This is a genomic window from Cryobacterium glaciale (assembly GCF_004402535.1).
Classification (GTDB): Bacteria; Actinomycetota; Actinomycetes; order Actinomycetales; family Microbacteriaceae; genus Cryobacterium; species Cryobacterium glaciale.
Window position 1 is genome coordinate 435,479 of record NZ_SOEY01000006.1, and the last position, 12,328, is coordinate 447,806.

9 protein-coding genes are annotated in these 12,328 nt (G+C 59.7%); 4 read left to right on the top strand and 5 right to left on the bottom strand.

The window, feature by feature from the left end; all coding sequences use genetic code 11:
• The first annotated feature begins 100 nt into the window (after positions 1–100).
• Positions 101–1,825: a sigma-54-dependent Fis family transcriptional regulator gene (locus E3O06_RS03810; protein WP_166788089.1), complete on the top strand. Its 1,725-nt coding sequence runs from the start codon at positions 101–103 to the stop codon at positions 1,823–1,825.
• A 22-nt stretch (positions 1,826–1,847) separates the two neighbouring features.
• Here E3O06_RS03810 and E3O06_RS03815 read toward each other — a convergent pair whose 3' ends face one another.
• The 4 genes from E3O06_RS03815 to E3O06_RS03830 form a co-directional block, all read right to left on the bottom strand.
• Positions 1,848–2,900 carry an ABC transporter permease gene (locus tag E3O06_RS03815; RefSeq protein WP_134501640.1) on the bottom strand — a complete coding sequence of 351 codons (1,053 nt, stop codon included), beginning with the start codon at positions 2,898–2,900 and terminating at the stop codon, positions 1,848–1,850.
• On the bottom strand, positions 2,897–5,437 hold the full coding sequence (locus tag E3O06_RS03820) for an ATP-binding cassette domain-containing protein (protein WP_134501641.1): 2,541 nt from the start codon (positions 5,435–5,437) through the stop codon (positions 2,897–2,899). Before E3O06_RS03820 ends, E3O06_RS03815 begins: the two co-directional genes overlap by 4 nt.
• Before the next feature lie 14 nt (positions 5,438–5,451).
• Positions 5,452–6,171 (bottom strand): SDR family NAD(P)-dependent oxidoreductase, encoded by a 720-nt coding sequence (locus tag E3O06_RS03825; protein ID WP_134501642.1) that lies wholly within the window; start codon positions 6,169–6,171, stop codon positions 5,452–5,454.
• Positions 6,172–6,292: 121 nt separating this feature from the next.
• Positions 6,293–7,438 carry a substrate-binding domain-containing protein gene (locus tag E3O06_RS03830; protein ID WP_134501643.1) on the bottom strand — a complete coding sequence of 382 codons (1,146 nt, stop codon included), beginning with the start codon at positions 7,436–7,438 and terminating at the stop codon, positions 6,293–6,295.
• Between the two features lie 429 nt (positions 7,439–7,867).
• Here E3O06_RS03830 and E3O06_RS03835 point away from each other — a divergent pair, with 429 nt between their 5' ends.
• The 3 genes from E3O06_RS03835 to E3O06_RS03845 all read left to right on the top strand — a co-directional run bounded on the left by E3O06_RS03835 (position 7,868) and on the right by E3O06_RS03845 (position 11,380).
• Entirely contained in the window at positions 7,868–8,782 is a 915-nt protein-coding gene (locus E3O06_RS03835; protein WP_134501644.1) for an alpha/beta hydrolase, read from the top strand.
• Positions 8,783–8,846: 64 nt separating this feature from the next.
• A complete protein-coding gene (locus tag E3O06_RS03840; protein ID WP_134501645.1) occupies positions 8,847–10,499 on the top strand; it encodes a flavin-containing monooxygenase in 1,653 nt (550 codons plus the stop codon).
• Between the two features lie 110 nt (positions 10,500–10,609).
• Positions 10,610–11,380 carry an SDR family NAD(P)-dependent oxidoreductase gene (locus E3O06_RS03845; protein WP_134501691.1) on the top strand — a complete coding sequence of 257 codons (771 nt, stop codon included), beginning with the start codon at positions 10,610–10,612 and terminating at the stop codon, positions 11,378–11,380.
• Positions 11,381–11,492: 112 nt separating this feature from the next.
• Here the strand turns inward: E3O06_RS03845 and E3O06_RS03850 are convergent, their stop codons facing one another.
• Positions 11,493–12,044 (bottom strand): hypothetical protein, encoded by a 552-nt coding sequence (locus E3O06_RS03850; RefSeq protein WP_134501646.1) that lies wholly within the window; start codon positions 12,042–12,044, stop codon positions 11,493–11,495.
• Positions 12,045–12,328 lie beyond the last annotated feature (284 nt).

The following is a 12,328-nucleotide window of genomic DNA, read 5'->3' on the forward strand; positions in this document are numbered from 1 at the left end:
TGCTCACCAGGCCTCTCGCTAGTAGCATGAAGTTCGTCTGATTGCCTGTCGGCTTGCAATGTCGACTGACCTTCACAGACATCCCCATTGGAGTGGAATCGTGACATCGAACTTTGACGCGAACTTGACCCAGGCAATCAAGGAAGATTTCCTCGGTTCGACGGTTCCTCAGGAAATCCGGAACATCGGTCTGGTCGAGTCCTGGCAACGCTCCCAAGCGGCGCTCGGCGCCCCGGGCAACGTCGGGCCGGTGCCCCACGTTCCGGAGGCACTCCTCGACGAGCACCTCCTTGCCATGCTCGGTGCGCCCATGAACAGGTTCGCTGAGGATTTGGAAGGAACCGGCCTGGCACTTCTTCTGGCCGACTCTCGAGGTCAAATTTTGCAGCGCTGGTCCGAGGATCGGCAATCTCGTTCGCACCTTGATCGGGTCGGCACGGTTCGCGGTGCGGTCCTCGCCGAGAACGTAGTCGGTACGAACGGAGTGGGGACTGTCGTCGCGACTGGGGCCAGCGTCCAGATCCGTGGTACCGAGCATTTCGCCGACATGTACCAGGACGCGGTGTGCACCGGAGCTCCCGTTCTGCACCCAATCACGCGCAAGTTGCTGGCAGTGATCACCCTGTCCTGCGATATGACACCTCGCAGCGACCTGCTTAAACCGCTGGTGAAGTCTTTGACTGCGCAGCTGGAACAGCACCTCATGTCCGTTGAGCAGCCAGGGGCCCGGGAGATGTTCAGCGTCTTTTTGGATTTGTCCCGTAAACAAAACTCCCCGGTCGTGGCATTCGGGCCTCAGGGAGCCCTTATTCAAAGCTCGACGGCCCACCAACTGAATGCTCATGATATGAACCTGCTTCGCTCGCTGGGCCAAGAGGACCGTCCCAGCGGGCGATACCTCGTGGAACTGTCCTCGGGGCTTACCCAGCTCGACCTCACAATGGTTGGGCAGGGAAACAACGTCGTGGTCGTCGGTGCGCAAGCCGCTCGCAAAACCCCCAGTCGCCCGACACCTCCGGCACCGCGAATGGCCGGGCGTTCGCCGGAATGGTTGGCCGTTGTAAACCACATTGACAAGCTCCGGTCGCTCAACACTCCCGTGATACTCGTCGGTGAGACCGGGGTAGGGAAGACGTCGCTGGCCCTCGGAATCCCGTACAAGGCAGGGACCGTGCCGGGGTCGATGACGCTCATTGATGCAGCCGAACGCCACATCGTGGGGACACGCCAGTGGCTCGGCCGTGTGATTGAGGCGACACAGGCGCGAACCGAAATTGTCATTCGCGGAATTGAGACCCTAGACAAACCAGCACTCGATGGGCTGCGGTCACTCCTCGACACGCGACAACCTACGGCACCGCTTCTCCTGACCTTGACCGCTGACTCCCTTACAGATGCCGAGCAGTTTGAGCGACGATTCGACGTGAAGAGCGTCTGGATTCCCCCGTTACGCGACCGAACTGATGACCTTCCTGACCTGTGGCGCACGTTGGCGGATGCGGTAGCTCCTAGCGCCAAATTGGAGCTCACGGACAGGACGAAGGAGTTGCTGCGCGCGTATTCGTGGCCCGGCAACGTCAAAGAGCTGCGGCAGCTTATCATCGGGCTGGCGGCCCGAGGAAAGTCGGGCGCCATCCAGCCCACCGACCTTCCCACTCCGATGCAGAGCGCTAAGACGCTGACCCTCATCGAGCGCATGGAACTCGAGGCCATTCGGAAGGCCCTCCAACAGGCATCCGGTAACCGGGTGAAAGCAGCGGACATCTTAGGCATTTCCCGCGCCACGGTGTATCGAAAGATGAAGGCATACCGACTTGGCACATAGTAGAGGGTCGGCGTCACAGTCATCATCGTCTCGAACCTGAGGGTTCGACTTCGGCCGTGGCCGAGCTTCGAGGTCTGGTCGACCGTTCAGCGCGCGACGCTCTCGCTCGGGCCAGAGCCGGCACGAGTTCGCGAAGGAGCACAACCGACAGAAGCACGCCGGCTTGGGCCAGGAGCTGAAGCGGTTCAGGCCAGCCGAGGGCACGCAAGAGCTGGCCCAACTGGGTGAGAAACAGAGCCGCGATTCCGGTCGAGATGAGGGCGGCACGTCCACCGGTCAGGGCCGTGCCCCCTAGGACGACAGCCGCCACCGTGGGCAACAGATAGCTCTCCCCGAAAAAAAGCGGCGGCGTCGACACATATCCGGTGTACAGAACTGCCGCGATTCCGTAGGCGACACCCGCGAAGGCGTACGCGAGCATCTGGTAGCTTCGCACCCGGATGCCCACCGCAGCCGCGGACTTCTCACTCACGCCCACTGCAGTGAGGCGTCGACCGATGGTGGACCGCTGAGTGATGAATCCGGCGAGCGCAACGACGAGGATCGCGACCAACAAGGCATTGGGCACCCCGGCGGATTTATCGCTAGCGAAATCAGCCAGGGGGGCCGGGGAACCAGCGGGCGTGCCATTCGAGAGACCGAAGACGGTTCCTAGGAGCACAGCGTTCATACCCAGCGTCACAACCAATGGCATGACGCCGAAGTAGGTCACCAAGATGCCATTGACTAGCCCCACCGCACCAGGCAGAACAATCGCCGCGATGATGGCCGCCCATACGGGCCAGCCGTAATTCTGAGGAAGGCTCGAGACGAGAACTGCGCCGAAGGCCATCATGCCCGGAACCGACAGGTCCAGCCCTCGCTGTTGAATGACCAGAGTCTGGCCGACGGCCGCGATCCCCAGAACTGCGGCGAAGGGCAACATGCCAACTACGGGAGCGGCGTCGAGGCTGCCTGGGGCCACAATAGGGCTCAGCAGGAACAGGGCAATCGTTGCGATCCAGATGGCACCAGAACCGCCCGAGAACAGTCGCTTCCAACGAACGTCCATTCTCATGTCGACAGGGCTTGTCATGAGGTCTTCCTTACTCTGCGCAGTTGTGCGTACAAAACGGCGGCTCCGACGGTGATCAGGCCGGGGAGCCAGTATCCCCAGGCGCCGGAGAGACCGAGGAAGGCCGGGATACCGAGGATTTGGGCAACCAAGACCCCGGCGGCCACGATTCCGATGAAAGAGCCCCTCCCACCGAAAATGCTCGCACCGGCCAGGACGATGACGGTGATCGAAGACAGCGTGAATGGAAGACTGGGCCGACCGTCCCCGATACCGATCTGCGCCATCAGGAGGACCGCAGTCGGCATCACCAAGAATGAGGTGAACAGGTAGGAGAGCAGCTGAACCCGGCGCGCATTGATGCCCAGGCGTTCTGCAGCATCCTTGCGTGAGCCGACAGCACGAAGTTCCACGCCCCAACGGCTCCGACGCAGAGCCCATTCGAGAAGCAGAGCGACCACAACCGCCACGATCGTAACGACGGGCACGAAGCCGACGCGCGCGAACACCAGGTCGGTGACGTCCGTCGTGATAATTCCGCCCGGCGTTGTCCTCAGCATGAGGAATGCTCCTTGCAGCCCCAGTGCGATGGCCAGCGTCACGACGACGGGGCTCAAATTGAACCGCGTCACGAGGAACCCGTTAATGCAGCCAACGGCAAGTGCCGCAACGATCATCAGGCCAAGCCCTAGGACGATGTTCCCTCCATCGATGACGAAAAAGGATGCGAGCACAACGAGGAACCCCATCAGCGGACCGACTGAGAGGTCAAAGCCTGAACCTAGGACGACAATCTGTTGGGCAGCACCGATGAGGATCAGCGGAGCGGCCAAAAATAACAGATTGTTGAGGCTGAAGGCGGAGAAGTAGGCGCCGTTACTGCCCCCGACAATCAGCGCCAGAAGTAGAATCACCACCCCCAAAACTGCAGCTGGGGAGTGGTCACCGCGCAACCAACTACGGAACCGCCCTGAGCGTGATCCTGATGCCTCTACGCGTTGCCGCATGGTCGTCGAGGTCAGTGCTGCCCGCGCAATTTCGACCTCGGTAACCTTATCGCCCTCAAGTTCAGCGATGAGTTCTCCCCGGGACATGATGAAGACCCGGTCGCACAGCCCTTCCAGCTCGACTCCGTCCGAGGAGAGGATGACTACGGCGGCACCGTTGTCGGCGGCGTCCCGAAGGATGCGATAAATATCGACCCTAGCGCCGGCGTCTACGCCCTGGGTGGGTTCCTCCGCCAGCAAGACCGTCGGTTCAGCGAGCAGCGTGCGGGCCAGCACGGCCTTCTGCTGGTTGCCACCGGATAGGGAAGCGATCGCCGTTCGGGAGGACGGAGTCTTGATCGACAAATTTTTGATCTGCTGGTTGGCGACCTGCGTGATGCGCTTCTCGCTGATGATGCCCGCCCTGGATACCGAGCTCAACGTCTTCATGACGATGTTCTCGCCGACGGTGAGGGGCATGAAAACGCCTTCCCCGTGCCGGTCTGACGGGACATAGACGATTCCGGCTCGCGCCGCCGCAGCATTGCTTCCTAGTCGCACGGACCGGTCGGTGACGAGGATTTCTCCGCTGGCCGGCTCGATTCCGGCGAGAGCACGGATGAGCTCGCCCTGTCCGTTGCCCTGCACTCCAGCGAGACCCACGATTTCCCCGGCTTTGACGGCGAAGGAGATGTCGTGGAAGTGATTTCCGCGCAGGCCCTCCACTTTAAGCCGGTCTTCGGTTCGGATCGCGCCTGACTCCGCACCCTTGGGCGGGAAAACGGTTTCGAGGGCCCGTCCGATGACCAATTCGATGATCTGGTGTTCGTCGACGTCCTCAGCTTGGAAGGTTCCCCGCACCTGGCCATCACGTAAAACCGTGATGCGGTCCGAAATCTCCTTCACCTCGGGAATACGGTGCGATATGTAGACGACAGCAGCCGAACCGGCAACAACCTCCCGCACTCGACGGAACAATCGCTGCACTTCGTCGCTGCTGAGATGTTCGGTGGGTTCATCGAGGATCAGCACCTGAGGCTTGAGGGCCAGTGCCTTGGCAATTTCGACGATGAATCGTTGCTCGACGGACAGGTCCTCCACCCGGGAACGGGCGTCGATACCCATTTGCCAAGGATCCAGGTGCGCCTGCGCCCAGCCAGGGGCTCGCTTGAAACCTCCGGCGAGTGCATAGCCCACGCCGATGGCCATATTCTCGGCAACGGTTAGGTGAGGAAGCAGCGCCGGGTCTTGCCTCACAATGCCAAGGCCAAGCTTTCGTGCTTCGTCTGGGGAGGCGCTGGTCAACACCTGGCCGACGATCTCCACGGTTCCAGCGTTGGGTTCCATGGCTCCCGATGCGACCGCCATCAACGTGGACTTGCCGGCGCCGTTCTCGCCGACCAGAGCGTGTACTTCTCCCGCGACGACCTCCAGATCTACGTTGGTCAAGGCTCGGACACCGGTGAAGGTCTTGACGATCCCATTGAGCTTGAGTACGACGGTGCCGGCTTTCACCACCTTCTCCGGGGAGAGTGACAGCAACTGCGTGGGGGGATGTTCTTCAATAGTCATTATTTCAGTCCTTCCTACTGAGCGAGGTATCCACCGTCGATGATGAGCTCTGATCCAGTCATGAATCGGGACTCGTCACTAGCGAGGAAAAGGGCACCGTAAGCAATCTCTTCGGGCAGGCCGGCACGTCCCATGGGGGTTTGGCCGATAACGAACTCGTTGACGTTATCCGACTGAGCGTCCGTCAACGGTGTCGCGATGAATCCGGGATGCAGGGAGTTCACGCGGATTCCGTGCGTCGCGTGGGTGATGGCCGCGTTCTTCGACATCGTTCGCACAGCGCCTTTGGTGGCGTGGTACGCGTGAGCCCCGGCCACTGCGGCATTCCCCCAGATCGAGGAGACATTGATGATAGAACCCGCGCGCTGTTGCACCATGTGCGGGATGACCTCTCGCATGCCGAGCCACACGCCGGTTTGGTTGACAGCGATGACGCGTTCCCACGCGGCCATCGTCAGCTCGAGGAGAGGCTCGTAGGCGATAATCCCAGCATTGTTCACGAGCACGTCGACCCGACCGTGCCGGGCCACGACGCCAGAGACAAGTTCGGCCCATCCTTGTTCGTCACCGACATCCTGCTGAACGAATTCGACGCCGGACGGGAAGTCCGAATGCTCGGATTGGCTGGTGGCGATGACGGTTGCGCCTTCGCTGAGGAAGAGATCGGCCGTAGCGCGGCCGATGCCGCGCCCGGCACCCGTCACAATGACGACTTTGCCTTGCAAACGATTCATGTCTGTCTCCGTTCAGGAATTTTCGACGAGTGAACTGAGCTTCGCCGTCGAGGTATGTGGGTGAATCAAGTCCGGTGCCGGAGGAACATTGTTCCTCCGGCACCGGCGGAGTTGATTCTGGCTACTTGAAGAGGTCGGTCAGATCCTGAACCGACAGGCCCGACGAGATGATGGCGTCATTCGGGAGGTCCTCTTCGCAAACGGGCATCATGTCAGGGTTGGTGGAATCCTCAATGATGCCCAGGTTGTAAGTCGACGGCTCGGTGTTCTCGACTCCGTTGAACGCGGCGAGTCCCTTATGCAGGGCCGGGACAGCTACCCAGTTGCGAGACGATTCCGTAGCGATCTGAAACGTAGGCTGCGTGTCCTTGTACTCGTAATACAGGCAGGCGAAAGAATTGGAGTCATTGGCAGACCACGGTGGCACCGGCTGGCTTGCGTCGACGAACGCCTCGACGCCACCGACGGAACCTCCACCGTAATCAGCTACGATTCCGTCGATCTGACCGAACTTGGTGATCAAGCCAGCAAAGACCTGTTTTGTCTTGCCTGGCTCCCAGCCAGTGTCGACGGGTACGTCACCCATTTCGGTGTTGAGCAAAGTGATGCCAGGGTTTTCGGCGACGGACTTCTTTACCCCCTCATACACAGCGGCGGAGTAGGGATTACCCGCCTGTCCGCCTGACATGACGAGGTTGCCCTTGCCACCCATCTGAGCAATCGTCCAGTCGGCCAGACCCTTGCCGTAGGTGAGGACGTCTTCGGAGACACAGTCGACATAGTCTGTCCCTGGCTCGCCCCCGGGGCAGGCAATGATCGGCACGAACTTCACGCCGGCCTCTGTGGCCTTCCGAATGGTGGGCAGGAGAGCCTCTCCGCCATCGGTGAAGGAGACGATCACATTGACCCCTTGTGCAACTAGGGCGTTGATGTCAGAGATGGCCTTCTGCGTGTCAGCTTGAGCATCCGTGTAGATGACGTCAGTGATATTGGAGCATTTCGCGGCCTCGGCCTCGAAGATGGCTCGCGTGATCTTGCGCCACGAGTTGCCGCCGAAGCCGTCGGCGTATGCAACCTTGATGGGTTCGGTTCCACAGAATTCCGAAATGTCCAGAATCTGGTCTTGCGTGCCGGCGAGGCCGATCTCCTGATCCACAGCGGCGCTGTCATTGGACCCACCTGCAGGGGATCCCGTCGAACAGCCGGTGAGGACCAGTACGCTCGCTGCAATAAGTGCGGCGAGCGAGAGCGTGGTCTTTGCGAACATGGCAACTCTTTCTCTTGGTGTTAAGGAATCCGAGAGTGCACACCGAAAGTGTGTGACTGTCCCTCTCGGTAGGAGCCTGGTGCTAACCCGGACCCGCGAATTCGCATCCGAAGGTCACCCATCTTCATTGACCAAAATCGTCGTCTCTGACGAAAGTTGAGCCACAGGTTCCGAAGGGAAGAAGAAATATCCCACATACCCCGTATTGCTTTTCCGGGGTGGTGGTGCCCAGGTTTCCCCGGGTGATTCTCATGTTCACATTCATTTCTGTCACTTCTTGCGTCAGCTTGAAATCACTGTGCGTCAAATTGAGACGACACTGTTACGGGTCAAAATCAAGAGGCAGTCTGAGGTCGTTGGGGATGCAATTCCCGGCCTGATGCCTCTGCGCAATGCTGCAACGAAACCCCGCACAATTAGGAGTGCCTTATGTCGCCAGTGAAGCCGACCGACCTGCTCGGCACGATCTACGCCCAGTGGATCGAAGAAATTTCGAAGTACCCCGACATGTCCGTGGGATTGCTGCGAATCATATTCGATGACTGGCAACGCGCGACAGCGGAGCCGGGGGACGTAACCTACACGCATACATCGCTGGGCGGTGTCCCGGGAATACTCGTCTCGCCGCTGGGAAGCGATCCTCGGCAGATGCAGATCGTGATGCATGGGGGTGGATTCGCTCTGGGGTCATCCGCCAGTCATCGCAAGCTGGCCGGTCACATCGCCAAGGCCTGCGGCACGATGTCGTTCGTGGCTGATTTCCGCCTTGCACCGGAGCACAAGTATCCAGCGCAAATCGAGGACGGGCTCAGCATCTATCGTGCGCTGCTAGCGGATGGCTACCTTCCGGATGACATCACCCTGGTCGGAGATAGCGCCGGGGGTAACCTCGCCATCAGTATGACCCTTCGGGCCAAAGATCTGGGGCTTCCCCTCCCGCATCAGGTCTTAACCATGTCTCCCTGGCTCGACATGGAAAACAGTGGCATCACTCTTGTCACCAATAACGACACCGATTTCCTGATCGCACCGGAGGGCCTGCAGGCGAACATCGATCGCTACATCGACGGTGCCGCCGATCCCACAGAACCGGGCGTCAACCCGTTATATGCGAATCTCTCGGGCTTCCCTCGCCTGTACATATGCGCCGGCGACATCGAGTCCCTCTTCGACGACAGCGCGCGTTTGCACAAGCTCGCTCTCGGCGCGGGCGTCGATGTGACGTTCTCGGTCGGAGAGGGCATGCAGCACGTCTACCCATTCCTCGCCGGCCGTCACCCGCGCGCTGATGAGGAAATCGCCAGGATGGCCACCTGGTATCTGGCCGGCCGGCCCTCTCTCTGACCCTCCACCTTCGCGTCCGACGCCTTGAGGCGCGGACAAACGCGGACTCATGAAAGGAAATACCATGTCAATTTCAGATACGGGCGTTTTCGGTTCCAGCGCTGGAACCGACTACGACAGCATTGTAATCGGGGCTGGTTTCTCCGGTCTCGCCATCCTGCATCACCTCCGCGAAATCGGTCAGCGCGTGCTCGTCGTCGACGCAGCATCGGAGGTCGGCGGCACTTGGTGGGAGAACAACTATCCGGGAGTACGAACTGACAGCGAGTTCAGCTATTACTCGTTCTCTTTCTCAAAGGAGGTACGCGAAGAATGGAATTGGACAGAACGCTATCCTTCGGGCAAAGAAGTTCTCGCCTACCTCCAATTCGTCGCCGACCGGCTGGATCTCCGCAGGGACATTCAGTTCAACTCCCGCGTGGAATCAGCCATTTACGACGAAGCCAGCAACATCTGGACCGTCAACTTTGCGGACGGCCACTCTCAGACCGCAAAATACTTGGTCTCGGGCATGGGCGTATTATCACAAGCCATCTGGCCCAACATTCCGGGTCGAGAGTCGTTCACCGGCCAGCTTTACCATGCCTCGAGCTGGCCCCGTGGCGGTGTTGACCTCGCGGGCAAGCGCGTCGGAATCATCGGCCTCGGAGCTTCCGGGATTCAGATCGTGCCGACTATTGCGCCATTGGCCGAAGAGCTCGTTGTTTTTCAGCGCACACCAAACTTCATTGTCGAAACGAACAATGAAACTGTCGATGCCGAGTGGATGCAATTCGTCAAGGACAACTATGACGCCATCTACGCGAAGGCCGCGAACCACCCGTTCGGAGTGGCAATGGAGAAGGCGGAGAAGAGCGCCCTCGAGGTAACGCCGGAGGAACGCGAACGAATATTCCAGAGCAAGTGGAACGAGGGCGGATTCCACTTCGCCAACGAATGTTTTAACGACCTTGCGACGAATCACGATTCGAGCGAACTCGCGTCCGAGTTCATCCGATCGAAGATTCGCGAAATCGTGAAGGACCCGGCAACCGCTGAGTTGCTCTCCCCTAAGGGATACTCCTTCAACGGCAAACGAGTGCCAACGGGCCATGGATACTACGCCGCCTATAATCGCGCCAACGTAGCCCTGATCGACACTGCGTCCACCCCCATCACGACCTTCACGGAGAAGGGGCTCAAGGTTGGCGACACCGAGTACGAACTCGACGTGATCATCTGCGCGACTGGCTTCGATGCGATGACCGGAACCCTGACCAATATCGACATCGTTGGGCGGGACGGCCTAATCCTGCGGGACAAGTGGAAGAACGGCCTTCGAAGTAACCTCGGAATCTCCGTCAACGGCTTCCCCAATTTTCTTATGTCGCTCGGACCGCAGACGCCGTACTCCAACCTCCCGGTTCCGATTCAGCTCGGTGCCCAGTGGATGGCACGGGCTATCTCCTTCGCGGAGGAGCACGGTATCGAACGGCTTGAAGCCACCCTCGAATCCGAACAGTGGTGGGCCGGCGAAGTTGACCGTGCCGGCAAGGCAACGGTCATGTACTCCGAAGGTCGCAAAGCCAAGGCCTGGTTCCTCGGCGACAATGTTGCCGGTAAGGCAGAAGAGTTCATGGTCTACATGGGAGGCGGGCAGGTATACCAGCAATTCTGCCGAGATGCCGAGGCGAACGGCTATCAAGCATTCTTCGCTACCGAACCAGCCACGGTCTGACTCACCCAAGAGGAATCCCACTCCTGTCGTGGTCCGGCCATTGATGGCCGGACCACGACACGAATACGACTACCGCTCTGAGCGAACAAAAGCAATTGGAAGAGACCATCATGAACAGACTCATGAACAAAACAGCTGTCATCACCGGCGCCGCATCCGGCATGGGGCGCGCGACCGCTGAACTTTTCGCACGGGAAGGCGCGAGAGTCGTTGTGACCGACCTGAGCGAAGAACTGGGCAGTGAAGTAGTAGCGGCAATCACACGAGAGGGTGGCCAGGCGCGATTCTGGCAACTCGACGTTGCTCGCGAAGACGATGTTGCCCGGGTGTACCGAGAGGTCGGCGTGGAATTCGGCACCATTGACGTACTGGTGAATTGCGCCGGGATCATCGGCGTAGATATGCCCACACACGAACTCTCTGAAGCCGACTGGGACTCCCTGTTCGCGGTGGACGTCAAAGGCGTATTCTTCTCAACCAAACACGCCATTCCCTATATGATTCGCCAAAACGCTGGCTCTATTATCAACTTTTCCTCCATCTATGGCCTGACTGGAAATGAAGAATTCACGGCATATCACGTGGCCAAGGGCGCAGTGACGATGCAGACCAAACAGGATGCGGCCGTGTACGGCAAGTACAACATCCGTGTGAACTCTGTGCACCCCAGCACAGTGCTCACCCCTTTGGTGGAAGGTATCGCGAACGCGTTCCCCGGTGGCATCGTTGAATATGAAAAGGTCAACACAGCCAATCAATCGATTCGGCGTTTAGGTGTGCCCTTAGACGTTGCATACGCGGTCTTGTATCTCGCGTCGGATGAATCCACGTGGGTGACCGGCGTCAACCTGCCCATCGACGGTGGATTCATGGCAAGGTAACATCACTCGCTAGCTGCGGTGGTACGGGTATGTGTTGAGAATATGGGCTTTTGTTGCTCGTGGCCCCGACCCGTGGGATGTCCCCGCTCCTCGACATGCGGCGAGCCATTCGCTAACGACCGACCCACCGCGCATAAGTTTGATCGTCGCCCGCATGTCGATGCGCTTGGGGGGACGTCAAAAGATGCAGCCCCGCAATGCGGACGGCGTTCCGAGCCTCCTCGATCGACAGACTACCGGTGGGCACGCGCCCAGCAATCTCGCGCGTGGCGAGCCAGACCACCAGTGACTCGCCTGGCTCACGCGGCTTTCCTACACGTACCCTCGCCTGGTTCTCCATCTTCGATTCCAAACTTAACCGTGCACGATTGCTGTGCACATGGACTATTACACCTTTCACGAGCCCCTGGAATTGCCGCTGTCGCTCCTCCCGCCACACCTCGGCTTTCGTGCTGCGTACGGCCGCCGCGACGTCGCGGCCGGTCAGTAGGTCGACCCGGCGCATCCGCTCTGCGACTATCTCGACGGCTCGGGCATAGATGATGGTCTCGACCGGCACTGACGGAAGCCCGATGCGCGCCCGTGACGAGACGTACGCCTCGGCGAAGTCGCGCATGTGGGCGCCGTTCGTGAGCATGTGCTCGGTCAGCGACTCGGCAAACACCGTGAACTGCCGCAGATGCTCCGGCCGCGCCGGGTCATTGAAATACGCGTCGGCCTCGCGCTCGTTGGTGCGGCGCTCAGCCGCAGTCGTCGCGTGCAGAAGTTTCAGCGGGAGCCCGGCCCGACTCAGCCTGAATCCACCGGTCGACCTTGAGGTTTTAACGGCGCGTTAAACCGAGAATGCCCCTCTGACCAGCTAAAATAGTTGTTATCTAGACAAACTATTCAACGCTCAGGGAGACATCTCGTAGATGCAACTTTCTCACACTCACCGGTCCTTATCTG

What these genes read in the sequence shown, in the direction of transcription:
- E3O06_RS03815 (WP_134501640.1), bottom strand. Translation starts at nt 2,900, where the DNA reads ATGACAAGCCCTGTCGACATGAGAATGGACGTTCGTTGGAAGCGACTG.
- E3O06_RS03840 (WP_134501645.1), top strand. Translation starts at nt 8,847, where the DNA reads ATGTCAATTTCAGATACGGGCGTTTTCGGTTCCAGCGCTGGAACCGAC.
- E3O06_RS03825 (WP_134501642.1), bottom strand. Translation starts at nt 6,171, where the DNA reads ATGAATCGTTTGCAAGGCAAAGTCGTCATTGTGACGGGTGCCGGGCGC.
- E3O06_RS03830 (WP_134501643.1), bottom strand. Translation starts at nt 7,438, where the DNA reads ATGTTCGCAAAGACCACGCTCTCGCTCGCCGCACTTATTGCAGCGAGC.
- E3O06_RS03845 (WP_134501691.1), top strand. Translation starts at nt 10,610, where the DNA reads ATGAACAGACTCATGAACAAAACAGCTGTCATCACCGGCGCCGCATCC.
- E3O06_RS03820 (WP_134501641.1), bottom strand. Translation starts at nt 5,437, where the DNA reads ATGACTATTGAAGAACATCCCCCCACGCAGTTGCTGTCACTCTCCCCG.
- E3O06_RS03835 (WP_134501644.1), top strand. Translation starts at nt 7,868, where the DNA reads ATGTCGCCAGTGAAGCCGACCGACCTGCTCGGCACGATCTACGCCCAG.